General features: G+C 34.3%; 30 protein-coding genes and 1 riboswitch. Of the genes, 9 read left to right on the top strand and 21 right to left on the bottom strand.

The genetic code is table 11. The features are described from left to right. Positions 1-28: 28 nt before the first annotated feature. The 4 genes from AC3WVA_RS17005 to AC3WVA_RS16990 are packed head-to-tail and all read right to left on the bottom strand — an operon-like array spanning position 29 to position 2,822. Positions 29-964, bottom strand: coding sequence for a serine hydrolase domain-containing protein (locus AC3WVA_RS17005; RefSeq protein WP_492322057.1), 936 nt, complete (start codon positions 962-964; stop codon positions 29-31). Positions 965-987: 23 nt separating this feature from the next. Further along, positions 988-1,878: an AraC family transcriptional regulator gene (locus AC3WVA_RS17000; protein WP_098347027.1), complete on the bottom strand. Its 891-nt coding sequence runs from the start codon at positions 1,876-1,878 to the stop codon at positions 988-990. 48 nt (positions 1,879-1,926) lie between these two features. Beyond that, positions 1,927-2,397, bottom strand: coding sequence for a GNAT family N-acetyltransferase (locus AC3WVA_RS16995; protein ID WP_492322056.1), 471 nt, complete (start codon positions 2,395-2,397; stop codon positions 1,927-1,929). Positions 2,398-2,414: 17 nt separating this feature from the next. Then, a complete protein-coding gene (locus tag AC3WVA_RS16990) occupies positions 2,415-2,822 on the bottom strand; it encodes a DUF3980 domain-containing protein (protein ID WP_492322055.1) in 408 nt (135 codons plus the stop codon). A gap of 96 nt (positions 2,823-2,918) precedes the next feature. Between AC3WVA_RS16990 and AC3WVA_RS16985 the strand changes: the two genes are divergently transcribed. Further along, positions 2,919-3,386, top strand: a complete 468-nt coding sequence (locus AC3WVA_RS16985; RefSeq protein ID WP_098347030.1) for an NUDIX hydrolase — start codon at positions 2,919-2,921, stop codon at positions 3,384-3,386. Positions 3,387-3,404: 18 nt separating this feature from the next. On the opposite strand, the gene AC3WVA_RS16980 is transcribed toward AC3WVA_RS16985, so the two are convergent. Next, positions 3,405-4,316, bottom strand: coding sequence for a DMT family transporter (locus AC3WVA_RS16980; protein WP_349303018.1), 912 nt, complete (start codon positions 4,314-4,316; stop codon positions 3,405-3,407). 125 nt (positions 4,317-4,441) lie between these two features. Here AC3WVA_RS16980 and pdxR point away from each other — a divergent pair, with 125 nt between their 5' ends. Then, positions 4,442-5,884 (top strand): MocR-like pyridoxine biosynthesis transcription factor PdxR, encoded by a 1,443-nt coding sequence (pdxR, locus tag AC3WVA_RS16975; protein WP_088314836.1) that lies wholly within the window; start codon positions 4,442-4,444, stop codon positions 5,882-5,884. Positions 5,885-5,965: 81 nt separating this feature from the next. Beyond that, on the top strand, positions 5,966-6,406 hold the full coding sequence (locus AC3WVA_RS16970) for a YaiI/YqxD family protein (RefSeq protein ID WP_016077523.1): 441 nt from the start codon (positions 5,966-5,968) through the stop codon (positions 6,404-6,406). Positions 6,407-6,492: 86 nt separating this feature from the next. Here the strand turns inward: AC3WVA_RS16970 and AC3WVA_RS16965 are convergent, their stop codons facing one another. From AC3WVA_RS16965 to AC3WVA_RS16920, 10 genes are all read right to left on the bottom strand, one after another. Next, entirely contained in the window at positions 6,493-6,807 is a 315-nt protein-coding gene (locus AC3WVA_RS16965) for a DUF3892 domain-containing protein (RefSeq protein WP_098347033.1), read from the bottom strand. 62 nt (positions 6,808-6,869) lie between these two features. Further along, entirely contained in the window at positions 6,870-7,865 is a 996-nt protein-coding gene (locus AC3WVA_RS16960; protein ID WP_048526233.1) for a sensor histidine kinase, read from the bottom strand. After that, positions 7,862-8,533, bottom strand: a complete 672-nt coding sequence (locus AC3WVA_RS16955) for a response regulator transcription factor (RefSeq protein WP_492322054.1) — start codon at positions 8,531-8,533, stop codon at positions 7,862-7,864. Before AC3WVA_RS16955 ends, AC3WVA_RS16960 begins: the two co-directional genes overlap by 4 nt. A 34-nt stretch (positions 8,534-8,567) precedes the next feature. Continuing rightward, entirely contained in the window at positions 8,568-9,554 is a 987-nt protein-coding gene (locus AC3WVA_RS16950; RefSeq protein ID WP_098347034.1) for an alpha/beta fold hydrolase, read from the bottom strand. A 105-nt stretch (positions 9,555-9,659) separates the two neighbouring features. Continuing rightward, entirely contained in the window at positions 9,660-10,484 is an 825-nt protein-coding gene (locus tag AC3WVA_RS16945; protein WP_492322053.1) for a DUF2785 domain-containing protein, read from the bottom strand. 317 nt (positions 10,485-10,801) lie between these two features. Continuing rightward, positions 10,802-11,302 carry a GrpB family protein gene (locus tag AC3WVA_RS16940; protein ID WP_492322052.1) on the bottom strand — a complete coding sequence of 167 codons (501 nt, stop codon included), beginning with the start codon at positions 11,300-11,302 and terminating at the stop codon, positions 10,802-10,804. 43 nt (positions 11,303-11,345) lie between these two features. Then, positions 11,346-12,014, bottom strand: a complete 669-nt coding sequence (locus AC3WVA_RS16935) for a nucleoside/nucleotide kinase family protein (RefSeq protein ID WP_098347037.1) — start codon at positions 12,012-12,014, stop codon at positions 11,346-11,348. A gap of 105 nt (positions 12,015-12,119) precedes the next feature. Continuing rightward, positions 12,120-12,863 carry a metallophosphoesterase family protein gene (locus AC3WVA_RS16930; RefSeq protein WP_098347038.1) on the bottom strand — a complete coding sequence of 248 codons (744 nt, stop codon included), beginning with the start codon at positions 12,861-12,863 and terminating at the stop codon, positions 12,120-12,122. Between the two features lie 13 nt (positions 12,864-12,876). Beyond that, on the bottom strand, positions 12,877-13,812 hold the full coding sequence (locus AC3WVA_RS16925; protein WP_142321070.1) for an aminoglycoside phosphotransferase family protein: 936 nt from the start codon (positions 13,810-13,812) through the stop codon (positions 12,877-12,879). A 5-nt stretch (positions 13,813-13,817) separates the two neighbouring features. After that, positions 13,818-14,615 carry a VOC family protein gene (locus AC3WVA_RS16920; protein WP_098347040.1) on the bottom strand — a complete coding sequence of 266 codons (798 nt, stop codon included), beginning with the start codon at positions 14,613-14,615 and terminating at the stop codon, positions 13,818-13,820. A gap of 206 nt (positions 14,616-14,821) precedes the next feature. Here AC3WVA_RS16920 and AC3WVA_RS16915 point away from each other — a divergent pair, with 206 nt between their 5' ends. Continuing rightward, complete coding sequence (locus tag AC3WVA_RS16915) at positions 14,822-15,724, top strand: sulfite exporter TauE/SafE family protein (RefSeq protein ID WP_098347041.1); 903 nt, start codon at positions 14,822-14,824, stop codon at positions 15,722-15,724. A gap of 20 nt (positions 15,725-15,744) precedes the next feature. Here the strand turns inward: AC3WVA_RS16915 and AC3WVA_RS16910 are convergent, their stop codons facing one another. Then, the gene (locus tag AC3WVA_RS16910; RefSeq protein WP_098347042.1) at positions 15,745-16,206 is read right to left on the bottom strand and encodes a GNAT family N-acetyltransferase; all 462 of its coding nucleotides are present in this window, start codon (positions 16,204-16,206) and stop codon (positions 15,745-15,747) included. 322 nt (positions 16,207-16,528) lie between these two features. Beyond that, positions 16,529-16,721, top strand: a riboswitch (Lysine riboswitch). 112 nt (positions 16,722-16,833) lie between these two features. Here AC3WVA_RS16910 and AC3WVA_RS16905 point away from each other — a divergent pair. The 3 genes from AC3WVA_RS16905 (at position 16,834) to AC3WVA_RS16895 (ending at position 19,522) form a co-directional block, all read left to right on the top strand. Then, a complete protein-coding gene (locus AC3WVA_RS16905; RefSeq protein WP_098347043.1) occupies positions 16,834-18,300 on the top strand; it encodes an amino acid permease in 1,467 nt (488 codons plus the stop codon). Positions 18,301-18,412: 112 nt separating this feature from the next. After that, on the top strand, positions 18,413-18,718 hold the full coding sequence (locus AC3WVA_RS16900; protein WP_141539517.1) for an iron-sulfur cluster biosynthesis family protein: 306 nt from the start codon (positions 18,413-18,415) through the stop codon (positions 18,716-18,718). A 33-nt stretch (positions 18,719-18,751) separates the two neighbouring features. Then, on the top strand, positions 18,752-19,522 hold the full coding sequence (locus tag AC3WVA_RS16895; protein WP_098347044.1) for a DNA alkylation repair protein: 771 nt from the start codon (positions 18,752-18,754) through the stop codon (positions 19,520-19,522). A gap of 109 nt (positions 19,523-19,631) precedes the next feature. On the opposite strand, the gene AC3WVA_RS16890 is transcribed toward AC3WVA_RS16895, so the two are convergent. Next, positions 19,632-20,615: a hypothetical protein gene (locus AC3WVA_RS16890; protein WP_098520534.1), complete on the bottom strand. Its 984-nt coding sequence runs from the start codon at positions 20,613-20,615 to the stop codon at positions 19,632-19,634. Positions 20,616-21,327: 712 nt separating this feature from the next. On the opposite strand from AC3WVA_RS16890, the gene AC3WVA_RS16885 reads away from it, so the two are divergent. Next, positions 21,328-22,104, top strand: coding sequence for a class I SAM-dependent methyltransferase (locus AC3WVA_RS16885; protein WP_098347046.1), 777 nt, complete (start codon positions 21,328-21,330; stop codon positions 22,102-22,104). A gap of 33 nt (positions 22,105-22,137) precedes the next feature. Here AC3WVA_RS16885 and AC3WVA_RS16880 read toward each other — a convergent pair whose 3' ends face one another. The 3 genes from AC3WVA_RS16880 to AC3WVA_RS16870 all read right to left on the bottom strand — a co-directional run bounded on the left by AC3WVA_RS16880 (position 22,138) and on the right by AC3WVA_RS16870 (position 23,840). Next, the gene (locus AC3WVA_RS16880) at positions 22,138-22,995 is read right to left on the bottom strand and encodes a PhzF family phenazine biosynthesis protein (RefSeq protein WP_098347047.1); all 858 of its coding nucleotides are present in this window, start codon (positions 22,993-22,995) and stop codon (positions 22,138-22,140) included. Positions 22,996-23,042: 47 nt separating this feature from the next. After that, positions 23,043-23,210, bottom strand: coding sequence for a hypothetical protein (locus AC3WVA_RS16875; RefSeq protein ID WP_098347048.1), 168 nt, complete (start codon positions 23,208-23,210; stop codon positions 23,043-23,045). A gap of 105 nt (positions 23,211-23,315) precedes the next feature. Beyond that, positions 23,316-23,840, bottom strand: coding sequence for an NUDIX hydrolase (locus AC3WVA_RS16870; protein ID WP_098347049.1), 525 nt, complete (start codon positions 23,838-23,840; stop codon positions 23,316-23,318). 150 nt (positions 23,841-23,990) lie between these two features. On the opposite strand from AC3WVA_RS16870, the gene AC3WVA_RS16865 reads away from it, so the two are divergent. Continuing rightward, the gene (locus tag AC3WVA_RS16865) at positions 23,991-24,620 is read left to right on the top strand and encodes a CmcI family methyltransferase (RefSeq protein ID WP_492322072.1); all 630 of its coding nucleotides are present in this window, start codon (positions 23,991-23,993) and stop codon (positions 24,618-24,620) included. Between the two features lie 179 nt (positions 24,621-24,799). On the opposite strand, the gene lepB is transcribed toward AC3WVA_RS16865, so the two are convergent. Beyond that, entirely contained in the window at positions 24,800-25,321 is a 522-nt protein-coding gene (lepB, locus tag AC3WVA_RS16860) for a signal peptidase I (protein WP_098347051.1), read from the bottom strand. Between the last annotated feature and the right edge of the window lie 75 nt (positions 25,322-25,396).

Here is a 25,396-nt window from a genome sequence, read left to right as displayed (position 1 = left end):
GCATTTAAATTTTTCTACAAGTTCACCATTACTCTTTCAAAAGTATATACTCTTTAATTAATCTCCATCTATCCTTTGCTTCTGGCACAACTTCAGAAGCAATCACCACCACCAAATCCTTCTCCGGAATACAACAAATCATATTCCCACCATCACCCATGGCACAGTATGAAAAGATTCCATCCTCTTCTCGTAACCACCATAAGTAACCATATTGATTTTGGTTCATTTCTGTCGATTCTTTTATCCATGATTTTGATAGTAGTTGTTTTCCATTATGAATACCTTCACTCAAATACAGCTGTCCAAACTTAGCCATATCTTTAACTGTTAACGTTAGTCCCCAGCCGCCTGTCGAAATACCATTTGGATCATGAACCCATCCCTTTACATCTTTTCCAAATAAGTCATCGAATCCAAATGCTTTCATATTATAGTTTGGAATTTCTCTCATGCCGAGTGGCTGAAATAAGTATTCATTCGCAAATTCACGTGCATTTTTTCCTGTTACGCTCATTATGATTGCTGATAATAAATGAGCTCCTCCAGATGAGTATTTAAAAGACCCAATTTCTCCGCCTTGTCCAATCCTATTCAATGTATACTGTACCCAATCTCGTTGCGTACATAGTTCTTCTAACGGTTCCTGCCAGTCTACGAAAGGATGTGGAGCTGTCATCGTAAGAAGATGACCTACTGTTATTTCAGGTGAATGAACGTTATATTCCGAGAAAAATTCTATTACTTTTTGATCAACACTTTTTATATAGCGCTTATCTATACATATCCCAATTAACGCAGAGATTATCGTTTTTGTAACTGACGCTACATGGAACGCATCATCTGGACTGTAGCCATTATAATAATTTTCAAAAACAACATTACCTCTCTGCACTACTAACATACCATTAATATTTTTGTATTCTTCTTTTATAATACAGTCTAGCTTTTCAGCAGTTTGCATTGTTCTTCCCCCTTAATCAACGATTAAAAAGGTTCGATAGGTACATATATATCAACTATATGTTTCTTTTCCGGGTGCTGCCTTGGGTCATTTTTATACATTTCAAAAGGATATGAATCTCTCGGGTTATATCCGCTATTTGGAAGCCACTCACCGTATAAGAAATCCCATGCTCCTTTATATTCATCTTGGAATATTTCAAAATGACCTACCGCATACTTTCCAGAAGGTATTACCATTATTCCAATGTCGCTCGTTTCTACTGCGGATTCATTCGGAATTGTTATACATAAACTAGTTCTTAAATGATTGTCCTCAGTAAATTCATGATGATCGTGATAAATGGTTAATACTTTCGTATGCTCAAATACATGACAGTTTTCCTCCGCTGCGTAATGAAATAATTTCTCTATCATTTTCGGAAAAGCTTTAGTTAACTCTTCATATGTACCGATATGTCTTTTGTATGCGACGTTTATATTATCCGCTGTTACAATTTCAACATTTCCTCGAACCTTCTTACACTCATTGTATTGAGAAGTTTCGCTTACGTCTTTGCAATTCTTGCTATTGTCGTTTCGATATTGAGATGGACTTATTCCGTAATGACTTTTAAATGTGCGGGAGAAAACTGCTGAATCTGTGAATCCGAAGTGGTACGCAATATCTGTAATTGTCATATCAAAACGGTATGTAAGTAAATTTGTTGCTCTTTCTAATTTTAATCGGTTTACATACCGTGATAATGGTTCGTCTACTATCCCTTTAAAAATACGATGAAAATGAAACTTTGAAAATCCTGCTACATCCGCTAACTCTTCAATTGAAAGTGAATCATTTATGTGTGATTCTATATAATCTTGCACTTTATAAATGCGTCGTAAGTACTCATTTCTACTTTGTTTACTCTCCATACTTTTATCTCCTCACAACAAAAAGGCTAACATTAAGCTAGCCTACTTTTATACATTTTTTAAAAATAATACTCTACTCCCGCCATTCCCATCATAATTTCTATGTACCGATACACCCTCTACCTCATCATCCCCGACCTCAATTCGAAAACCGATTTCTTGATGAAACTGTATCGACCTTTTGTTAATCGGTGACGTAATTGCTTTTACAACTTTACGGTTATTTGCACGAGCGACATCAAAGAAATAAGAATACAATGTCGATGCAATTCCTCTTCTTCTATACTTCGGATTTACACCGATAAAATGAACATACGCTTCATCTTTATATGTTTGTGAAAAAAATCCGCATAAGAAACCTAACGTTTCGCCCTCTTCTTCAATAATAAAACTTGTTTCTTGAAAGTGAACGAAAAACAGTTTTGGCAACATAGCAGCCATATCTCTTCCGCCCCACCAATCATTTAAAACAGAATGAATATTTACATAATCTTCCTCTTGGATGTTTCTTACTCGCATATGTTTCTCCCTCTCACTCACTTCATTTTTTCATATATTTTAATGACTGTTTCTACTAATAGGAAGAATACCCATATCCCGCAAAATACAAGAACAGAATGGAATAGAGAACCTAACATAACAATACTTATTAGACCTAATTCTGAGCCTGAAATGGACATTTCATCAAATCCTATATTATGTATAAATGGACCGGTTGAAAAAGCCATTAAAATTGATCCTATTAAATAAATCACACTCATTATTTTTAATATTTTTATAGAATGATACGAAGTTTGTTCTTGCTCCACTTGTGATAATTCGATTTCTCCGCTCTCAATTCCTTTTTGTAAACAGTCTTCACATATAAATTCTTCCTTAAATTTTTTACCACCGTGCATCGTACCTGTTATTTCTTTACATCTTGAACATTTTCGATTTATCATGTTGTTACCACTCCAATCTATTCAGATTATACTTATACCATTCTTCTTTTACCTTAATATTCCTTTTATGTATTTTATAGAGAAAGGTCGTGTTTTATGATTTCAAAACTTACGTTTGGTTTGAAAAAATCTACCGCTCATTATGTATTAAGACCTAGTTGTTATGCGATTATTTTCCATTCATCTTCTTTAATGATTGCTGTTATCCAAAAAGGAGACCGTTACTTTTTACCTGGTGGCGGTATGGAAGGTAATGAAACAAAAGAAGAATGTTTGCACCGCGAACTACTAGAGGAATTAGGATGGGAAATTGAAGTTGGTCAGTATATCGGTAATGCGGCACGATATTTTTATGCAGAAATGGAAGATACATATTATTTAAATGATGGGTTCTTTTACATTGCGAACATGGTACAGAAACAAACTGAAAATTGTGAGGAGGATCATGTTTTGCGATGGATGTCTCCCTTACTTGCTGTAAGACTTCTCGTTCATGATCATCAAAAATGGGCCGTTGAACAAGCGCTTTTATTACGAAAACAAAAAGGATCTCCTTCTATATGAAAGAGATCCTTTTTACTACTAACTTACTTTTTTCAAATTGAGAGCAGGCTTTTTCATTCCGCCTTTTTTTACAACATATAAGCCGATGAAGATAATAAGTCCGCCAACGAGTTGCATCATATTGATTTGTTCCCCAATTGTTACTGCCGCAAAGATAACTGCGAACAATGGTACGAGATACATATAAACCATTACTTTCGTTGAGCCTATTTGACTAATACCGACATACCACATTGCTAGTCCGAAGATGGTCGCAAAGATGATTGAATATGCAAGCGATCCCCAGCTTGGCGTATCTACTGGCCACGTTAATGTATTTACGTTGAATAAACAGTATATAACGAGAGGTACAATTCCAATTAAAGTAGACCATGATGTGACTCTCATTGCGGAGTATTTTGTAATAAGAGGTTGTGCTAATATTGGATACCATCCCCACGCAATTGCTGCGACTAATCCAATTATATTCCCGAGCCACGCATATTCATAAGTAGCTCCTCCTGTATGTCCTGTTAATAACACGAATGCTGCACCAATAAACGCTACTATTGAACCAATTTGTACTTTCATCGAAAAACGTTCTTGTTTGTGCAATACTGCTAATATCCCTGTAAAAATAGGTGACATTGCAATTAATAATGAGGCGTTCGTTGCGGAAGTATATTTTACAGATAGCATAAACATCGTTTGATACATTGTCGTTCCAACGATACCGACTGCTACTAATCGTAACCAATCTTTTCTTTCAATACGTAATGAGCGTTCCATCATAAATGTAATAAGTAATAATACCGGAGATGCTACTAAAAATCGTAAACTATTAAATTGAATGGATGACATATATGCCACTCCATACTTTCCTATTGTATAATTTGCTCCCCATACTAATGCTACTGATACTAGGAGCCATTCCATTTGCCATCGTTTCATCCGAATCTCCCCTTCCATATTTAGCATAGTAAAATTGGCTGGATATAACACCGTCCAATTGGCTGTTTTTTTACCCAGCCAATTTGTTATACTTAATTGTATATAAGAGATGCGGAGGTGTTTGTATGGAATGGAAGCTAGATAACGACAGTAAAATTCCTATTTATCAGCAAGTTGTTGACTTTATTGAGAAGCGTATTACATACGGAGAACTTCCTCCAGGTAGCTTCCTCCCTTCCGAACGGAAATTAGCTACGCAGTTAAACGTAAACCGAAGTACAGTAACGACTGCTTATAATGAGCTACGCGCTATGGGAATTGTAGAAAGTACGACTGGTAAAGGGACACGTGTAAGTACACATATGTGGGGTGTTTCTCCGACATTAACGCCGAACTGGAGAAATTTCGTAGAAGGTGGTACGTTTTTACCAAACTTACCGTTACTTCGCCATATTCGTTCAGAAGTACAACAAAATGAAAATATCATTGACTTCGCAAATGGAGAGCTCGGTTGTAACCTCTATCCTCACGATCAATTACAAACGATTTTACGAGAACAACCGTTAACTCATTCATTAAGTTACGATCATCCGCAAGGCTATCTCCCGCTGAGACAAGCGGTAGTAAAATATATGAAGGAATATTTAAAAGTTGAAGCGACTGAACAGTCTATTATGATTACTTCTGGCGCGCAGCAAGCACTTCACCTTATCGTTCAATGTTTATTAAATCCCGGTGATGCAGTTGCTTTTGAAAGTCCTTCACACTGTTATTCCTTACCGTTATTCCAATCAGCAGGTATTCGTATTTTCCCGTTACCTGTCGATGAACATGGTATTAATCCGGATGATGTGCAAGAATTATATAGAAAGCATCGTATTAAAATGATTTTTTTAAATCCAAACTTCCAAAATCCTACGGGAACTATGCTTCATCCAAACCGTAGAAAAAAACTGTTATCACTTTGTGCAGACTTACGAATTGCGATTGTGGAAGATGATCCGTCCAGTTTACTTACGCTAGAAAAGAAACAGCCTTGCCCTACTTTAAAATCGATTGATGAGAACGGAACTGTCATTTATGTACATTCTTTATCAAAAATGATTGCACCAGGTTTACGAGTCGGCTGGCTTGTCGCCCCGCAGTCTGTAGTAGAAAGATTATCCGACGCAAGACACCAAATGGAATTAGGCATGAGTATTTTCCCGCAGTGGCTTATGCAGCAATTTTTCGAAACCGTACCATTTCAGTCTCATATCGTGCCGTTACGAAAACAACTAGCAGAAAAAAGAGACGTTATCGTTCGCGCCCTAAACGAGCAACTTCACGATAAAATCTCTTTTTCGAACCCGACCGGTGGTATATACATATGGGGAAAATTAAAAGAACCAATAAATGAAAAGCAACTTATTATGCAAAGTTTAAAACAAGAAATCGCCTTTATGCCAGGTAGTATTTTTGGCGCGAAAGATGGTTATATTCGTTTATCTTATGGAAAAGTGAATATTGATCAAATTGAGGAAGGTATTTCTCGTTTGCGAGAAGCTATTTTAGTTTGTGAAAAATAACTTTACATAAAGCTCTATCGTTTGACAAAAGAAAAATCTACTATTATTATCAACACGAACCTAGTTATAGGAGTGATAAAAATGAAAATTTACGTTGATGCAGATGCTTGTCCTGTAAAAGATGTAATTATTTTTGAAGCTACGAGTGCAGAAATTCCTGTAACTCTAGTTACTAGCTTTTCTCATTATTCTAATGCTCAGCAGCCTAAAGGTGTGGAAACAATTTATGTTGATTCTGGAGCAGATGCTGCAGATTACCGAATTATGCAGTTAGCAAAAAAAGAAGATTTAATCGTAACACAAGATTACGGTCTTGCTTCGCTCGCTTTAGCAAAAGGTTGTATCGTTCTACACCATAAAGGCTATAAGTATACGAATGATAACATTGAACAATTGTTACAAACACGATATTTAAGTGCAATGGTTCGAAAAAGTGGTAAGCGTACAAAGGGACCGAAACCATTTACAGCAGAAGATAAAGAGAAATTTAGAGCGCTCTTTAAAAGTATGATCGCACTTTAAAAATGAATTGTCTATTTGCTAGGAAAACTTCGCAACACAAAGAAGAGAATATCCAAATGAACATTCTCTTCTTGAGGTTTACCCTTTTAAAATGAAGGTAAATTATCTAAGTTATTTTCTTTTATTCCATCCGGTTCACTACGTATAATATCTCTACCAAACTTATGAAATACATCCACATGAGCTAACTTCCCTAATTTCGCTTCACTAAGAGCAGTCATATAATCTAACTCTCTCCCGCTACTTGTTTTAAACGCAATTAAATCACCATCATCATTTTTACGAACGGCAACAATTTCTTCTGCTCCTGAATTGACTTCATTGTCTACTTCAAATTGTGCTTGCTCTTCTCCTTGATGTAAGTAATCATTATAAACTTTTTCAAAGTCTTTATTGTCCATAACATTCACCTCCAGCACATTTTTTAGTATGGTTGGGAGGTGTTGGTTTTATGTAATTTGCTCTAAACTTTTGTATTTTCAAACGAAAACATAGTACCCTTACTATTTGATTGTAAAGTGTATTTTATGTCGAACATCTTTGATATATCTTCAATATTTTTCAAACCAAGTCCTGTACCTTTACTATTTATATCAAACCCAATCCCATTATCTCTAAAGGAAACAATATTTTCATCTATATTAATTTTTAGTTTTTTAGCTTTTGAATGTTTAAGGACATTTTGAAAAATATTATCAAATAACCTTTGAATCCATAACTCATTACTATTCCATATCAACTCTTTATCTTGTGGATTATATACTAATTCAATTTTATGAATGCTATACAAATAGCTCCATTTTTTAATCATATTTTCTATTAAATCATGTATATTCACTTCATCATTCACAATATAAGTATTCTCTAAGGTCTCTGTAGATTGAATATTAAATTCGTTAGTTAAATCACTTATATATTGTATCTGCTCATACATCGATTCAAGTACTGGTGCTTGATCCTTGTACTCACCTTCTAAATAATATAATTGTAATCTGACCGCTGTTAAGGGTGTATTAATATCATGCCGTAATTTATTTAATAGTTCCTTTTTTATTTGTTCCTGTTGTTGTAGTTCTAATTCTCGATAAGTTGTTCTTTCTATAAGCAAGTTCACTGATTTAATCAGCTCTCCCATTTCATCATCGCTTTTAACATTTATTATATTAGGGATTTTTTTATCACTAGCTAAATCTCGAATCGTTTGATTTAATACATTAATTTTATTTAATACTGTGTTAATCGATTTTGAAAATACAAAAGCTAATATTAATAGTGATAATAAAAATATGATTAACATCGTAGGGTATGCATAGGATTCGTGAAAAGGAATGTTCTGATTTTTAGTTTTAAAGACAACATTATAAATAACTGATACTAAGATACTAATTGATAACAATAACAGTGGTACGCTAATAATAGCAGAGAATAATAGTAACTGATATTTTTTCTTTAAGTTCATTTCTTCATATAGGTATTTAATCTATACCCTTCTCCATATATGTTCTGAATAATATCACCTGTTTTATCATCAATTTTGGTTCTAATTTTCTTTATATGTACGTTCATGATATTTTGATTTCTATCTTCGAGTTGCCATAGGTAATCATAGAAGTGTTCTTTAGATAAAACTCTATCTCTATTTTCGTATAAATAGAAGAATATTTTACGTTCAATTGCTGTAAAAGCAACTTCATTACGCAAATCATTATTAAAAACTCTTTTATATTCTGCATCTATAAATAAATGGTTAATTTGCGTGAACGTACCATATTGATTATCTAACATTTTCTGAATCCTTAACAACAACTCTCTAGGGTCAAAAGGTTTTATCATGTATTCTTCTCCAATGGTCAAACCTTTTAGTTTACTATCCATATCATTCCTTGCTGATAGAAATATAATTGGAATATTTAATCCTAGATTTTTTATTTTCTTTGTAACTTGATAACCATCTTCGCCTGGTAACATAACATCCATTACGACTAAATCTATTTCATGAATTATATCAAGAACTTTCCTTCCCTCTTTCTCCCAACACACATTATACTTCTCACGCTGTAAAATTTTTTGTAATAAATCTCCTATAATCAAATCGTCTTCAACAATTAATATGTTATATACTTTCATTATGTAGACCTTTCATCGCTAAAGTTACAATTGTTTAGTTCTTCACTACTTTATTCTTAATAAAATCCATAGCAATTTTGTATATTTCATCAGGAGCATATAAATAAATACTATGTGTACCTTCAATTATTTTTACATCAGCTATTAATAACTTGCTAGCAAACTCCTTATAATCTTCGTTTTTTTGCTTTGTATACTTCGAATCTTTATATTGCCTAGCAATCGCATCTATAAATAACATAGGTGTTTCTTTTGGGATCGATAAAGAATTTGATTTTTTACCGTTATTGTAGCTTTGTAAAAGTTCTTGCTTCATATCATCATTAAAAGCCCTCTTATACGTAAGCGCTTTATAAATATCTTTTTCCTGTTCGTTTAAAAAGGATTGACGAATGACTTCGGGATTATAAGTAATAGAGGGAGTTAATCTCTGAAAACCAATTTTCGTTAAAATATTCATCCCTTTTATTTTTAATGAATCAACCATACCTATTTTATTAGTCACATACTGTTTAGGTAAACCAATATCTAACGCAATAATCCCTTTTACTTCACTTGGATATTTTTGTGCCCAATAAATAGCCTCTATACCCGATAGAGAGTGTGGTACTAAAATGTAAGGTGGTTTATTTCCACTTCGAATAAGCGCTTCTCTCGTTTGTTCTAATATCGTATCAATATCTCTATCATCTTGAAAAACATCACTGTATCCATAACCCGCTCTCTCAATTACAGAAATCTTGTTTTCCTTCGAAAATTTACTATATAAGCCTTTCAATTCATAAACAGGAGCGGCAATTCCAGATCCGGCCATAAATACAAACGTATCCTCCCCGCTCCCCTCATTATAAACATTCACTTTTTTATTATCGAAATTAACAAGTTCGCCTTCATTGTTCATTAATTTCGATTCCATTTTTAATTGATAGTTATGATATATAAATATAGCGCCTGTTCCAAAGAAAATCATACTAATACACATTAAAAATATTATTTTCACTGACTTTAATAATTTTTTCATTTTACACCCCTTTCAACCTATATTGAAAGGGTACAATATAAAAATAAATTTCTAATAAATTTTCAAATTTAATATTTATTCATTGTTTCTAAGGTTGGGCCATTTTTAATACCTACGCAAACCCTTCAAAGTCTCCAATATATCATCTGTAAAGGCTGTACTACCTTCTGTCTCTAAAACTCTGAAATAAAAACTTCTTAAGAAAGTTCTAATATTTTGTACTAAAATAGCATGCTGCGGATGTCTGATATCTTCAACCGTTGCTATACTATGTAGCCAATTGCTCCACTCTTCTTCAGTTAAAAGGTTTTGGTTACGTAAAGACATAATCGGCTTTACTAACCTCTCATCTTCAAAGTGCACATACAAGTAATCACTTAATCGAACCTTCTGACGAACAGCTGCAAGAATCGCATATGAAAACTCACGATTTTGTATTGTACGTGCTAAAGCATCGAGCGCATCTGCTGCATGTGCAGTAGAATGTGCCCATCCTTTTCCTTCTACGTAACCCCTTACATCTTCTTCTAAATATACGTATTCCAGTACTTGTTCTGCCACACTGTACAGTTGTTCTTCCGATAACAACGGTTCTCTCTCATGAACAGATAAAATAAGTGGTGGAATTAAAACGGAGAACGCGCGTTTCAACACAGAGTCTGTTCCTTTTTCTCCAATTTTATAAAATAAATAATCAGGACTAATTGCTTGTAGCATTAATCCTCGTAACTCTTTTTGTCTAAATACATCATTTGTAATCCATGTGTGAAGCGTACTATAAATTAAATCATCACGTAATTCAGCATCAGGTGAACCGATATAATCTAGCATCCACTGCGCATATGGATATGCATCTACGTCTTCTGGTACAGCATAATTATTATTTTTAATTTGTAGTAGTTCTTCTTTTAGTTCTGGTACTTCATTCATTCTATTCCTGTCCCCTTTTTACTTTATTAACATATTTTCGCCTTATTCCCTTTAATTTTTTTCATTAAATCAAGTCAATTTTTAGAATCGTTTTAGTACCTATCTTTCTATGAACTTAATTCAATTATATATAACTTATCCTGATAAACAAAAGGAAATACATTAGAACATCGTAGTCTCTCACTTTGTTTACATGCATTTCATGTCAGTTTAAGTTGTAAAATACAGTATGTTTTTTCTTTTATATTCAAACGTAATTACAATTAAAAATTAAATTATTTTAGAACTTGTTTAATAAATTCTGTTTTAGCTTTTGTTTAGGCTTCTCTATCTTGGTTAAATTTTTTAGCTAAATCTTGTTTAAGATTTGAATACTCATAAACTAATTGTGGATTTTCTCGTAAGCGGTTGCGAAATAAAAGTTGTTGCTCCCATCGCTCAGTTCCTTTAACCATCAAATGTAGGTGCGCTACACGCCTATTATTCTTAACTTTCACAAAGAACCTTCTCCAAGGTCTTTCATCTAATTCTGGGCTTACATAATGCCAATTATATATGGCCAATTCCGCTGAAATATGTAGTACTTTATCAAATGAATCTATTTCAGCCATTAAATCAATGATAGGTTTTGCTGGTAAACCAGGTATGGATGTACTTCCTATATGTATTACTTTGCTTATACCGAGAGGAGCAAGCAGTTCATATAGTTGCTGTTCTTCACATCGGCCTTTATCTTGCCAATCAGGATTTGCATTAACTATCTCTACTGACTCATTCGCCCACACAGGCCAATCGTTCGGATTATCTTTTTTATCCACCCAAAACATCCCCTTTCACGATTTTTTTGCTATATAAACGATTTTAAATTCCTTTAAATACAACTATGGGATCATGAAAATTACTATTCTGAAAGACAACATCCGCACATTCTTTCGGATTATGCTCGTCTAGATACATTTTACAAGCCGCATGATATCTGTTTAAAAACATTTTCTCGGCTTCTTCATAACTTCCAAAAGCCTCAGTCTCGCGCTTTGCACCACGTTCTCGCGCAATCTCAAAATCTGTATCTACAAAGATTTTGTAATCGAATAAATGCGCAACGTCTTTTTTCAATAGAAACGTTCCATCTACTATTATCACCATATTAGGTTGAGCCAATAACAGCTCATTATGTACAGGCATATCCGTTATTAAGTTATGAGAAATCGTTTCATATTGTAAATTTCCGTTAGGCCCTAAAGGCTTTAATAATCTTTCTTTGAAAGCTGTATAATCGTGTGCATCTTCGTAATACCCTCTTGCAGATTCTTTGCCTTGTGCATAGCGAATCGCTCTCGGATGATGAAAATCATCAATGCTGGCGCGTGTTACTGGTAATCCTCGTTTTTTTATTTCTTCCGCTAATTCATTTGCAAATGTTGTTTTTCCTGAAGCTGTAATACCACTTACTCCAACTCTTGTTGGATGCGTTAAGTTTAGGTTTAATATGTGATCTACAATTTCTTTGATTCGTTGTTTTCGGTTCATGATATTCCTCCTCACAATTAGTTTACATAACATAATTACGAGTAATAATCCGTGTAACCTTTTGTAAATAACTCTATCCTTTATAGAATCGTTAATATGTTTGACTTACTTTCCCTTAAACCCTCGATATAAAGCAGTCCGTAATTCTTGTTTGTATTCTTCGATTTCTGGCATATCGAGTTCTTCTGCTAGTCTGATAGCTAATTCAATATCATACGGTACACGTACGAGTTGAATGGAAAAGCTTGCGGCTTCTTTTTCATTGTACGTTCCTTCAAATATTAAATAAGAAGCTTGTGTAATTTCAAGAGGATTTCCTACGCTACCAGCATTACATAACGTTTTCCCTCTGAAATTTTGAACGAATGCTTGGTGAACGTCACCGTAGCAAACGACATCTGGTTTTCTTTCTCCTTCTATATTTTCTGTGAGCTCACTGTTTTCGAACATACTAACTCGTTCTTCTCTTGAAGCGTGCGGTTGAATTCTTTCATATAAACTTCTCGGTGAAGCGTGGAACATACGAATCAGTTTGCCGCTCATATAAAATTCGATTGAAAATGGTAAACTTCTTAAATAGTCATTTTGTTCTTCTGATAATTGTTTTTGATGCCATTTTAACGTTTCAAATTCCGTCGGTTTTGTGATGAAATCATCCCAGTTCCCCATTACAACTACTTCACATTCTTTACGAATGATTTCAATTACTTCGCTAGAATGAGGGCCTTTTCCAACTAAATCTCCCAGACAAATGACACGCTCAATTCCTCTTAATTTAATATCTTGCAGCACTGCTTCTAATGCTGGGATATTACCATGTATATCTGAAATTATCGCTATTTTATCCATTTAAATTCCTCCGTTATTTATTAAATTCACTTGATTGATACCATTTTGGAATATAGGATGAAAAATGATTATGATCTTCTAAAATTACGTTCAATCTTTCCTTCATATCATCTACTAAATGCGGTGTGCTTCGGTTAGTCCATACGATATCCGCCGGGAATGTCATTGCTGCATATAAGGAGTACAGTTGCCAAAAATGAAGTGACGGTTCTCCCCCGCAATAACCATGAACTTGTCCAACTGCAAATGGTTTACTTATTCTTGTAGTAAAAATCGCTACGTTATAGAAATCGTGTATTGGATCGCCAAAATCATATCCACCAAAATCGATAACGATAAACTCCTTATTATGAATCATACTATTTGCTGGATGGAAATCATCGTGTAAAAAGGTGATTGGACGATTTTTCAATAAATACTTATGATTTTCTACAAAGGTTAATATGAGCTTCAAATCGAGAAATTTCACCTCGTAACCTTCTAATGCTTCTATATATCTTTCATACTTATTCCATCGAACCGTTTCCCATTTATTACTTGCACTTTCTTTTTCAATTGAATGAATCCTCTTTAATACTTCCCCTGCTTTTCTTCCTGCATAATACTGTTCTTCCACCGATAGCTTCCCTAAACCTTCTTCACCATTTACACCTTGGACCCATTCAAATACTTGAACACATTTATTTAATTCCTCAAGTTTTATGAAATGAATGAACTTCGGCGTTGGAATATGTAATAACTCTAATTGTTTCATATACGTATATTCTTCTTGTTTACGTTCAAAATGAACAGCATCACATACTTTTACAAAATATGTTACTGTGTTTTCTAACTCTATTTTATATTTCTCTTCATGTGAAAAACCTTTCGAAATAGCTGTACACTTTACAATACGAGGCCATCCTAGTTCTCTCTCTATCTCTCTAAGCATTTCTTCCACAACGTTCACCTCTATCAATATATGTACAAACTACCTAACACTTCATGCTCTCGTTTATTTTCACCTTTAAACTCCACTGCAAATGGATATTCGCCATGATTTTTTTTGTATTCTTGCACTAGACCTTCTCCAACCGGTTCACAAAACTGCACATGAATGTCACCAAACGATACACTTTGACACTCCGCATTCCATTCTTCATTTTTCACGACCGAGCTTGCAGTTAACTCCATTACTTCTTTCCATTTCTGCACCGTTTCTCGAACATTTTTCACCGCATAATGAACCGTTTCAATTTGTTGTACCTTGTTTTTATGTTCCGTGATTGTTCCAATGTTACGTAAATCTTTTCTTCTTTCTTCATCTGTTTCATTCCATTGTATAAAGAAAGGTAATTTCGGCCCGTTCTCTTCTTGCTTTACAAATAACATTTTCCATTCTAAAAGGCGACCATCTTTTCTCATACGTTTCCCTTCAAATGGTCCTTTTGTTTGTAAACCGTATTTACTAAACTTATCTGCTAATTTTTCAATAGAATCTGTTCGAATTGCGATTTGTAGCATCCCTTCGCCATCTTGTAATTTCACTACCGTTTCTTGTACTAACGGATTTTCTGCTTCTTTCGCTTTTTCTTCATGTTGAACTGCTAAAAATTCTATGTATGATAAATCAAAATAACTTAAACTATTCCAAGTACCCCAGTTTGTATGCTCTCCGCCTAGTGCGGTATGAAATCCAAGTTCCTGCATTTGTTTTGCCGCTTCCTCCGGTGTGCCATGAACTGCGTGAACGAGATGATCAAATCGTAACATGTCTTTCTCCCCTTTCTCTCCATCCTTTTATTGTATATTTTATTTTTATTTCGTTCAATTCAAAAAACTTTAAAACCTAGTTGATTTATACGATTAATATGTATTATAATGAAACAAATTTCAATATTGCTGATTGGAAAAACCAAAGGCACTTTTCTCACACGGGAAAAGTGCCTTTTTCATTTACTATTACAGGGGGATTTTTTATGCAGAAATTAATTGTCTTTGCTATTATTGGATTTTTCGCTCAATTAATCGATGGAGCGCTTGGAATGGCGTACGGGGTAACGTCTACCTCACTTTTACTAATGTTTGGTATCGCACCGGCTGTAGCTTCCGCATCTGTTCATTTAGCTGAAGTTGTTACAACCGCCGCTTCTGGTGCATCTCACCTCAAATTTGGGAACGTTGATAAATACACCGTTTCCAGGCTTACATTACCAGGAGCAATTGGTGCATTTGTTGGGGCATGTTTTTTAAGTAATTTACCTGGCGATATCATTAAACCGTACATTTCCTTATTTTTATTTACTTTAGGAGTTTATATTTTATTACGATTCATTATTCAAAAACAGATTGTTACTTCAAATAAACGTATGTCAGCTAAACAACTTGTGCCGCTTGGCTTATTCGCTGGATTCGTTGATTCAACTGGTGGCGGTGGCTGGGGACCGATTACGACACCTGTTCTTCTAGCAAGAGGAAATGAAGCGAGAAAAGTTATCGGATCTGTAGATACGAGTGAATTTCCTGTTTCATTAGCTGCAACAATTGGCTTCTTCATCTCACTTGGCTGGGAACAAGTAAGCTGGGTTTGGGTATTTGCGTTAATGCTTGGTGGTATTGTCGCAGCTCCAATTGCTGCATGGCTAGTGCGCATCGTTCCTTCTCATTTACTTGGCGTATTAGTTGGTGGCCTTATAATCTTCACAAACATTCGTACACTGCTTACTACATTTAAAGTGGATCCAACTATTATTTCACTTTCTTACGTGGCAATTGGTCTTGTCGTTATTATTTCTATTTTCATTGCTGTTCGCAATCATTCCAATCGTTCTAACGCACCGACAGCGGGATATCCGAATGATCAAAAACAGATGCTACCTTAATTACTAAAAAACCGCTCAACTTACTTCGAGCGGTTTTTTTCTATTTTCCAATTAATCATTGTTTCTGTCGCATCTACTCTTTTCATATGTAACTTCTCTAACACACGAATCGAACCATAATTATCAAGGAGTGTCTCCGCAATAATCATTTCTACCTCTCCTGTCTGAAAAGCCCAATCTATTAGTTCTCGTACAGCTTCTGTCGCATACCCTTTATTCCAATATTTCTCAATAAATCCGTAACCAACTTCTACTATATGTTCCTTATTTGGTTTCCCTTTAAACCCTATATCTCCTAGAACGATATCATCTTCTTTTCGAATGACATACCACGCGCCCCAAGGTAATAAATCCTTATTTTGTTTTACATTTTCTACATGCCCTACAATATGTGGACCACTATTATATCCTTGCTCGTTAGCAACGCGAATGCTCTCTTCTGTACACGGCACTATATAAAGCCTTTCTGTTTCTAATTTCATGTTGATTTCCCCTTTTTTATTCAACGTTTCTCTAATTATATCAAAAAATATGACCTTATTATAAATGTCGAATTATATTTTCTGAATTTTCTTTTAATTTTTAAAGGGTTTTTCAATATTTTTTGCGAAACATTTGTATAACAATTTTTTCTTTGCTTATTGTTACATAATAGTAGGTTCGGGTGGAGTTTTGCAAGCGTTTCCTATACAATAACCGATATTTTTTGACTTTTCCTAACAAAATATCTTGCAATATATTCAGAAAGTCATTACAATTGCCATATATTAAAAATCTTAGCAATATATCAAATCCTCATCAATCCGATGAGGTAGAGGTTGCGACTTTTAAGAGTAAAACGGACGAGACACAGAGAATGTCACCGACTCCGTTTGAAAGGAAAAGTTGCCGAAGTTTATATTTCTTCTCTGGAAATATGAGCTGGGGCTGTCTCCGAAAGGAACAGAACTGTCACGTTTACAAAATTACCGTGTAAACGTGGGGTGCTATCTTAACGGAAGGGTATGATGGGGTGGTTATTTGTGAAACGTTCCGCCAAATTCCTTTGGCGGTTTTTTGTATTTTTCTCCCCCGCTCCTTCCTAACCTACAAGAAAAGGAGTGTTGAACATGAATAGCGCAACAAATCAATCTACCTCTAAAACGCAAACTACACAAGGACAAGGTGAATTAAAACGCGGATTAAAATCTCGTCACCTTACGATGATTTCTCTCGGTGGTACAATTGGTACCGGACTATTTCTTGCCAGCGGTGGTGTCATCCATACAGCTGGACCTGGTGGCGCATTAATTGCATACGCCGCGATTGGAATTATGGTTTACTTTTTAATGACAAGCTTAGCTGAACTCGCAGCTTACATGCCTGTTACCGGATCTTTTAGCACATACGCAACAAAATTTGTTGATCCATCCCTTGGCTTTGCACTTGGATGGAACTATTGGTATAACTGGGCAATTACAATTGCTGCAGAACTCGCAGCTGTAACATTAATTATGAAATTTTGGTTCCCAGATACCCCTTCTCTTATTTGGAGTGGATTATGTTTAGCTATTATTTTCCTTTTAAACTATTTATCTGTTAAAGGGTTTGGTGAATCTGAATATTGGTTCGCACTGATTAAAGTAGTTACTATTATTATCTTTTTAATTGTCGGCTTCATGATGATTTTCGGAATTATGGGCGGCGAAACTGTCGGCTTCAAAAACTTCACTGTTGCAGATGCACCATTTAACGGCGGCATCATGGCAATTATCGGTGTATTTATGGCAGCTGGTTTCTCATTCCAAGGTACTGAATTATTAGGAGTAGCCGCTGGTGAAACATCTGATCCAGAGCGTAATATTCCAAAAGCAATTCGTTCAATCTTTTGGCGTATTCTTTTATTCTATATCCTTGCGATTCTCGTTATCGGTTTATTAATTCCTTATACGACTGAAAGCCTTGCTGCAAGCGATGTTACAGTAAGTCCATTTACACTTATTTTTGAAAAAGCGGGCGTTGCCTTTGCTGCTTCTGTTATGAACGCTGTTATTTTAACTGCAGTACTATCTGCTGGTAACTCTGGTATGTACGCATCAACTCGTATGCTTTGGGATTTAGCTCGCCAAGGTAAAGCACCAAAATTCTTAGGCAAATTAGATAGCCGCGGTGTACCTGTTAACGCGTTAATCGTAACGTCAATTGTTGGGAGTATCGCTTTCATTGCTTCTTTATTCGGTGACGGTGTTGTATACATTTGGTTATTAAACGCATCTGGAATGTCTGGCTTTATCGCATGGGTTGGAATCGCAATTAGTCATTACCGTTTCCGTAAAGCATATATCGCACAAGGCAAAGATTTAAAAGACTTACCATATAGAGCAAAATGGTTCCCATTCGGTCCAATCTTCGCATTTACACTTTGCGTCATCGTAATTTTAGGACAAAACTACGGCGCATTTATGGGTGAATCAATCGACTGGAACGGCGTACTCGTTTCTTACATCGGTTTACCACTCTTCTTAGTACTATGGTTAGGATATAAATTTACGAAGAAAACGAAAGTGATTCCACTTGATAAATGTGAACTAAAATAAAGTGAAACGAGCAAACAAATTGTTTGCTCGTTTTTTATTCCAATGCTTCTCCCTTCCCTATTTCTCCTGTTTTTGCAATAATAAAGGAAATATACATAAAGGTTGGGATACGATGAACATTCGCATTACTGATGAAGCAAAAGCAGCTATACATGGATTAGAACGTGAAGACAAAAAGATCATTCGCATTAGAGGAACAATGACAAATTCTTGTAGTATTTTCGTTGATGTTGATTTAATTTGGGATACATATAATGCAGATGACGTTGTATATGAAGATGCTAATTTTACCGTACAAATGGATTCATTTACGAAAGACTACACTGGTGATACGGTGAAACTTGATTATAAGACGACTGGTTTTAGTATTACGACTCCGAGCGAGACTTTGGTTTATGGGTTGTCGATTAAAAAATAAAAATTGTTTTTAGCTGACCATTGAGGTGAAAACATGGGTAAATATGTTCCGTTAAAATTTTTATTTAATGAAGAATTAGCAGAAAGTATAGCTGATTCTATTTGTAAGCACGATCCTAATTTTTCGAAAAGAAACTTCGTATCTTCCGTAACATGTAAAGTTGAAAATTTAGAGTTAAAGCAGCGGATTGAAGTAATAGCAGATGAATTACATACTGCATTACAAAAAGATTTTAATGAAGCAATACATATTTTACTGAAAACATTGGGACCTGAAAATACAACAGAAGTAGGCACATTTACAAACGGATATATGTACATGCCTATTGCAAAATACGTTGAAAAATATGGGCTTAACGATTTTGAATCCTCATTTAACGCCATGTATGAAATAACAAAAAGGAATACTGCTGAATATACCATTCGGCCTTTTCTTGAAACATACCATGAAGACACACTACACATATTACAACAGTGGATTCATGACGAAAACAGCCACATTAGGAGATTAGTTTCCGAAGGCACAAGGCCAAGACTTCCTTGGGCTAAAAAAATGGGAGCTCTGAAAGGTGACTTTAAGAACAATTTACAGCTTCTTGAACCATTAATGAATGATCCTTCTAAATATGTCCAAAAATCAGTAGCCAATCATATGAACGATATTACGAAAGAAGATAAAGAACTCGTTTTTCAATGGTTACAACAATTACGTAATAAACAGCACCCTGTTAACTCTTGGATTATAAAACACGGGTTAAGAACGGTAATAAAAAGTGGTACTTTGCCAAAAGATTTTTCTTTTTAAGTATTTTAAAGAAAACCGCTTATGCTTCAAGAATGAAGTATAAGCGGTTTTGCTTTTGAATACAGAAATAACAAACGTAAAAAGTACTTTAAATTTCTTATTTGTACCATTATTTTACTAGCTCTTCTATGTTATTACTGGCCTTGATTTTTTCTGATGATAGCCAGAGTGAATAAAGTGTTCCATCCTTGTTCCTTAAAAATATGTTAAATTCCTTATTATATAGTTCTTCTTTAAGAATAGTGACTACCTTTCTCAAATCCTCTATTACATATGGATCATCTCTATATTTCATCTCACTATCATTGAAAACTAAAGTCAATTCATACTCTAGACAATTGCCATCTTTCGGGTGTGGACAAGTAATATCCTCAATTTCAAAACGATCATTTTGAATTTCATTTAACCTTACGCCTACTTTTGTTTCAGTTTGAATCAAATATGTCCAATAACCGCTTACTGTGTTTTTCATTGTTAAAAGCAGTTCTTCTTTCGTTATAGCTTTTTGCACATTTTGAAAAGGGAAACCTATAGATTCACCATTATGATCCTCAATTTCAAGTTGTGTTATCTTTTTATTACTCTTCTGAATGAATTGGAATAAATCATATATACGATCTAATTCTTTTGATTCAAATTGACTGTAATCAATCTTGTCACTCGTTTTTAAAGTTAATATTAACTTATCAGTTGGTTTCTCCTCTATATAATCATTATCCACTATATATTGAAAAACATTTTTATTTTCAGGTTCCACATAACCTAATTTTTTAATTTCTTCTAGCATGGGTTTGAATTTTTTATATTCCTCATATGTTTTTTTCCCGTATTGATATTCATCACCTTTTATTCTGGAATATAAGAAACCATCTACCTCTACTCTAAATTGAATATTTTTGTTATTTTTCGCTTGAACAGTATGGTATGTATGTCCCATATTCCCTTCATTTATACCACCCCAATCTGTTACAATCACATCCATTCCGTGCTTTTTTTTCACATATTTTTTCACCTGATCGTCGTCTTTATAATTACAACCACTTAAACATAAGAAACAAAACACTAGCAACATTATATTTTTCATTCTTTTCATATAACACCTTATCCTCTTCCTTGCGTAAGAAATATTCGCTAATTGAATGCTGTAGAAAAAAGAGAATAATAACACCTATACATTTTTATTCTCTTTTTTATAGAAACGGGTCGAATTACAGGCAATAACCCATCCTATAATGATTAAAGTTACAGATAATAACTTAAGGCCCATCTTATATATAATCTAAATCTTTAAGGTAAATAAAGGATATTACTCCTAATACAGTACCAACTATCCCTAGAACCAACCCCTTATACTTTTCTAAAACATCTTATTTCTCCTTTCGTACAAACTAAATATTCCATATATAAACAATACTAAATTATGGAATGTTTTCAAAGAATTAAAATTTTATATTCAGTTTATATCTCAAGTTCTTATATTAATAAAAAATCCCCCATAGATATGTAAATCTAAAGGGATTAAACGGTACTCTTTTTTATAAACAGTACGACTTTATTGTTATCTTGGCAAAATGCAGTTTCACTGTATACCCCATCCAAAATTTGATCGTACTCTCACCTTCCCTACTAACTTCAAAGGAATTCCACTCGATTATCCAGAATATATAAATAACCATTTTCACAAGGAGCGAATGTATATGAATCTATTTGAACACGAAACGTAAAACCGTTCCCCTTTAATAAGAGGTCCTCCTTTTTTTCTTTTCTCATCATATCATTTACTTACAAAATAGGAGGATACAATTATGAAACGTGATTTATTATTTTCATTACTATTAGAAAGTGCTAATAGTAATTTTAGCGGTTGGGATTTCTCTTTCATTTCAGAAACGGGTCGAATGAAGAGCGAGCCTTTATCGTGGTCGTATGGCAGTACAGCTTTCCAGCTTATGCAGCATGCAGTATCAATGCTCGATATGGGTACTGGCGGCGGAGAGTTTTTATCTATGTTACAACCGTTTCCGTCAACTATTTATGCTACTGAGGGCTATGCTCCAAACGTACCAATTGCTCGGAAGAAATTAGAACCTTTAGGGATTACAGTCGTCGAAGTGATTGATGATACTGCTTTACCATTTCAAAATGGTCAGTTTGATTTAATCATAAATCAACATGAATCATATGCTGCCTCTGAGGTAAACAGAATCCTTTCTCCTAATGGAATATTTCTTACACAACAAGTTGGTGGTCTCGATTGTGCAGAACTAAATGAGCAGTTTAATGCACCGCTAAATAGCGAATTCGCAAGTTGGTCGCTCGAAGCGTCATGTAGTGAGTTAAAGGAAAATGGATTTACTATTTTAGAAGAAAAAGAAGAGTTCCCTTTTCAACGCTTTTACGACATTGGAGCTATCGTCTATTATTTAAAAGCGATTCCGTGGCAAGTTCCTAATTTTACTGTTGAAAGGTATTATGAGGAATTATATCGTATACATGAAATCATCTTGCAAAAAGGATATTTTGATGTGAAGCAACATCGTTTTCTAATTAAGGCGATTCGCAGTAAATCATGGAGCATATGAAAAAGAGATGGATCTACCATCTCTCTTTCATTTCTAGTCAAAATTTGCTATATTTAAATACTTCGTTTCACAGTAATAGCCTTTGCCGCCAACATAAACCTTTTCTATTTTATTCTTGCTATCGGTTGCTAATTTAACTAATATTTCGGAGGGCGAGTGTAAAGAATAACCTTGTTCAAATACATAGACTTCTTTTTGCAAATAGTGCTGTTCATAAAGGTAGCAAGCTAATGCACCGTTTGAAGTTCCAGTCGCTGCTTCTTCATTAATGTCGTATAGTGGAGCAAAGTTTCTGCATATCATTCGATTGTCATTAAAAGTATATAAATGCATTCCGACAACATTATAATACTTGCTGATTTCTTTCATTTTTTCAAAATTAGGTTGCAGTGTATGTAATTGTGTTTCGCTTTTTATAGGAATTAAAATATCTTTTAAGCCCGTGGAGACAATTTGAATTGGGTATGTATTGTCTATAGCTTTACTATCAAAACAGTCGATGAACTCGTTTGGAGATATAACATCATAGAATATCGGTTCGTTTTGTTCCATGAATATGATGTCATCTTTTATGGTAATAGTAAGAACACCACTGTTTGTTTCAATCGTATAGCGATTCTTGAAAAGTTTATTTACATGCATCAGTATCGAGAAAGAGCCAATTGTCGCATGACCACATAAATCAACTTCCTCTTTTGGTGTAAAATACTCAATTTTATAATCTGCAATTTCAGATTCTGATATAAATGCGGTTTCCGCATAGCCCAGTTGTTTGGCTATTGCCATTTTTTGAGTAGTGGTCAATGGAGTTTCCATAAATACCACTCCTGCTTTATTTCCACCTTTATGATCCTTGCTAAATGCACTTGCAACATAAACGGATATTTTCATAAGATACCTTCCTTCCTCACTTATAGTAAATTGTAGCATAGATAGTACTACTCATACGCATATATGTAACCACCATCTTTCATTGCATTTGAATACGAAACAAGATAATCTGCTTTTTGAATGTCTTGCAGTTTTTTATCACTTTTCGAACAAGCTACAAAAAGGAACATCGTACATATGACAATGTTTCCTAATAAAATATATTTCTGAAACATATCATCACCTCGCATGTATAATGAAAGCAATCAACATAAAAATGCTGATTGCTTTATAAAAATATTATCTACTAGAGTATAAGATTGATCGTTTTCATATTTTTTCTATTGAGAAACAAGTTGCTTTTCATACCTTTTGTTCGCGTCATCTTCCGTCAAACATGTAGTTGTGTATTTAATAATATTCCGGTTATCATATGTGAATATATGCTCTAGCTTATTTTCTTCTTTTAATATGATCGGTAAGTATTTTTGTAAATTGCTAACTACACCTCTATTATCACGATTTAATATCCAATCAATTTCTTTCCATTCTAATAATCCTTCCGCCGTACTTAATGGTGTATTCATATGTACTCCATCTGGCAAATCAGCAAGGAACACATACATTCCCTCACTATCCCAAGACTCGTCTTTATCTTTAAAAATAACATTCCCCTTATATGTTACACTCGGAAGCTCTATTCCCGTTTCCTCAAGCGTTTCTCTAATAATTCCTTCGTATGGCGTTTCATTCTCTTCTATTTTTCCTCCGACACCATTCCACATTCCCATATTTGGCTTTTTATTTCTATTCAATAAAAGTATTTCATTTCCTTTTCTAATGAAGCAAATTGTGTATTTGTACATCCGTCCATTTCCTTTCATTTACACATGAGTTATTTAGCTTATTTTTAAGTAAAAACACTCGCCTTACAATTCCTTACTACATAATATATAGTACAACTTTCATACGTAAACACTTTACGTAAAGCGAAAGAATCCTTTTTAGAAAGGAGAATTAAAATCAATACTATAAGCAATGAATTTCTAAAACTTTATTACGACAGCAACGTTTGGTTACACGATACACACTGGCTCGGAGTTCCAATCTGTAAACTTCCCTCTGATCTTTTTTTGTACCAAGAGATCATTCACGACTTAAAACCCGATTTAATTATTGAATGTGGAACGTTCCATGGTGGTAGCGCACTGTATTTAGCTTCTATATTAGATTTAATAGGAAAAGGTCATGTACTTACTATCGATATCATTCCGCAGCCAAATCGGCCATCACATAATCGGATTACGTATTTAACAGCTTCTTCTGTTTCTGTACAGGCCGTCCAAACCATTTTAAGTATGCGCAAACCTGATGATGTGATTTTAGTTATTTTAGATTCTGATCATAGTAAAGAGCATGTCTCAAAAGAACTTTTACTTTATAAATCGATTGTAACAACAGGCAGTTACATGATTGTAGAAGATACAAGTATTAACGGAAACCCTCTCCTACCTAATTTTGGCCCTGGTCCAATGGAAGCTGTAGAAGAATTTTTAACTAAAAATAACAACTTCATAATCGATGAGTCTAAGCATAAGTTTTTCATCTCATTTAATCCTAAAGGTTTTTTAAAGAAGATAAAGTGAAACTTTAATAAGTGGGGGGTTCATCCCCACTTATTATTAGTTGAACCAATCGGGCTTTTACGGGCAGTTGATCTCCCACCTAACTCCTTTGCACAGCTGAATTTTGAGGTGGGAGTCTTACTGCCCGTTAATGCGGGGTAAAGTGAAACTTTAATAAGTGGGGTTTTGTATAACCCCACTTATTCTATGATCTTCATTTTTGAAAACGGATAATAGACAAATTCCACTTTTCCTATTATATTATCTTCTTCAATATATCCTAAGCCATTTCGACTATCTCTACTAAGTTCACGATTATCTCCCATTACAAATAACTTATTTGGCGGGATTTTTGTCTTTTGAAAGTTATAAAACACTTGCGTATTATTGAATAAATCTTTATTTGTATACGGTTCTTCTTGCTTTTTATCATTCACATATACTGATCCATTCGTTATGTTAATTACGTCTCCAGGAAGTCCTATTACTCGTTTTACATAATATTTCGACTCATCCTCTTCTTTTATAATGACAATTTCCCCGTGCTCTAAATTAGAAAAATGCACTGCGGCTTTATTTACAAATACGTAGTCTTCTTCATATAAAGTTGGTTGCATCGATTTCCCTTCCACTTTACATAAAGTAAAAGAATGATAGGCTACTACCAAAACAAACACAAACAGTATGTATTTTCCCCATCCTCTTTTAATCTCCTCTTTCATATCCATTCCCACCTTATTTAAACGCTTTTTAACTCAAAAAATATATCACTGCACAATAAGTTTCTGTGCAGTGAT

Source organism: Bacillus sp. EB106-04-02-XG92, from assembly GCF_058791995.1.
This window is presented reverse-complemented; position numbering and strand designations above follow the sequence as displayed.

What these genes read in the sequence shown, in the direction of transcription:
- AC3WVA_RS17005 (WP_492322057.1), bottom strand. Translation starts at nt 964, where the DNA reads ATGCAAACTGCTGAAAAGCTAGACTGTATTATAAAAGAAGAATACAAA.
- AC3WVA_RS17000 (WP_098347027.1), bottom strand. Translation starts at nt 1,878, where the DNA reads ATGGAGAGTAAACAAAGTAGAAATGAGTACTTACGACGCATTTATAAA.
- AC3WVA_RS16995 (WP_492322056.1), bottom strand. Translation starts at nt 2,397, where the DNA reads ATGCGAGTAAGAAACATCCAAGAGGAAGATTATGTAAATATTCATTCT.
- AC3WVA_RS16990 (WP_492322055.1), bottom strand. Translation starts at nt 2,822, where the DNA reads ATGATAAATCGAAAATGTTCAAGATGTAAAGAAATAACAGGTACGATG.
- AC3WVA_RS16985 (WP_098347030.1), top strand. Translation starts at nt 2,919, where the DNA reads ATGATTTCAAAACTTACGTTTGGTTTGAAAAAATCTACCGCTCATTAT.
- AC3WVA_RS16980 (WP_349303018.1), bottom strand. Translation starts at nt 4,316, where the DNA reads ATGAAACGATGGCAAATGGAATGGCTCCTAGTATCAGTAGCATTAGTA.
- pdxR (WP_088314836.1), top strand. Translation starts at nt 4,442, where the DNA reads ATGGAATGGAAGCTAGATAACGACAGTAAAATTCCTATTTATCAGCAA.
- AC3WVA_RS16970 (WP_016077523.1), top strand. Translation starts at nt 5,966, where the DNA reads ATGAAAATTTACGTTGATGCAGATGCTTGTCCTGTAAAAGATGTAATT.
- AC3WVA_RS16965 (WP_098347033.1), bottom strand. Translation starts at nt 6,807, where the DNA reads ATGGACAATAAAGACTTTGAAAAAGTTTATAATGATTACTTACATCAA.
- AC3WVA_RS16960 (WP_048526233.1), bottom strand. Translation starts at nt 7,865, where the DNA reads ATGAACTTAAAGAAAAAATATCAGTTACTATTATTCTCTGCTATTATT.
- AC3WVA_RS16955 (WP_492322054.1), bottom strand. Translation starts at nt 8,533, where the DNA reads ATGAAAGTATATAACATATTAATTGTTGAAGACGATTTGATTATAGGA.
- AC3WVA_RS16950 (WP_098347034.1), bottom strand. Translation starts at nt 9,554, where the DNA reads ATGAAAAAATTATTAAAGTCAGTGAAAATAATATTTTTAATGTGTATT.
- AC3WVA_RS16945 (WP_492322053.1), bottom strand. Translation starts at nt 10,484, where the DNA reads ATGAATGAAGTACCAGAACTAAAAGAAGAACTACTACAAATTAAAAAT.
- AC3WVA_RS16935 (WP_098347037.1), bottom strand. Translation starts at nt 12,014, where the DNA reads ATGAACCGAAAACAACGAATCAAAGAAATTGTAGATCACATATTAAAC.
- AC3WVA_RS16930 (WP_098347038.1), bottom strand. Translation starts at nt 12,863, where the DNA reads ATGGATAAAATAGCGATAATTTCAGATATACATGGTAATATCCCAGCA.
- AC3WVA_RS16920 (WP_098347040.1), bottom strand. Translation starts at nt 14,615, where the DNA reads ATGTTACGATTTGATCATCTCGTTCACGCAGTTCATGGCACACCGGAG.
- AC3WVA_RS16915 (WP_098347041.1), top strand. Translation starts at nt 14,822, where the DNA reads ATGCAGAAATTAATTGTCTTTGCTATTATTGGATTTTTCGCTCAATTA.
- AC3WVA_RS16910 (WP_098347042.1), bottom strand. Translation starts at nt 16,206, where the DNA reads ATGAAATTAGAAACAGAAAGGCTTTATATAGTGCCGTGTACAGAAGAG.
- AC3WVA_RS16905 (WP_098347043.1), top strand. Translation starts at nt 16,834, where the DNA reads ATGAATAGCGCAACAAATCAATCTACCTCTAAAACGCAAACTACACAA.
- AC3WVA_RS16900 (WP_141539517.1), top strand. Translation starts at nt 18,413, where the DNA reads ATGAACATTCGCATTACTGATGAAGCAAAAGCAGCTATACATGGATTA.
- AC3WVA_RS16895 (WP_098347044.1), top strand. Translation starts at nt 18,752, where the DNA reads ATGGGTAAATATGTTCCGTTAAAATTTTTATTTAATGAAGAATTAGCA.
- AC3WVA_RS16890 (WP_098520534.1), bottom strand. Translation starts at nt 20,615, where the DNA reads ATGAAAAGAATGAAAAATATAATGTTGCTAGTGTTTTGTTTCTTATGT.
- AC3WVA_RS16885 (WP_098347046.1), top strand. Translation starts at nt 21,328, where the DNA reads ATGAAACGTGATTTATTATTTTCATTACTATTAGAAAGTGCTAATAGT.
- AC3WVA_RS16880 (WP_098347047.1), bottom strand. Translation starts at nt 22,995, where the DNA reads ATGAAAATATCCGTTTATGTTGCAAGTGCATTTAGCAAGGATCATAAA.
- AC3WVA_RS16875 (WP_098347048.1), bottom strand. Translation starts at nt 23,210, where the DNA reads ATGTTTCAGAAATATATTTTATTAGGAAACATTGTCATATGTACGATG.
- AC3WVA_RS16870 (WP_098347049.1), bottom strand. Translation starts at nt 23,840, where the DNA reads ATGTACAAATACACAATTTGCTTCATTAGAAAAGGAAATGAAATACTT.
- lepB (WP_098347051.1), bottom strand. Translation starts at nt 25,321, where the DNA reads ATGAAAGAGGAGATTAAAAGAGGATGGGGAAAATACATACTGTTTGTG.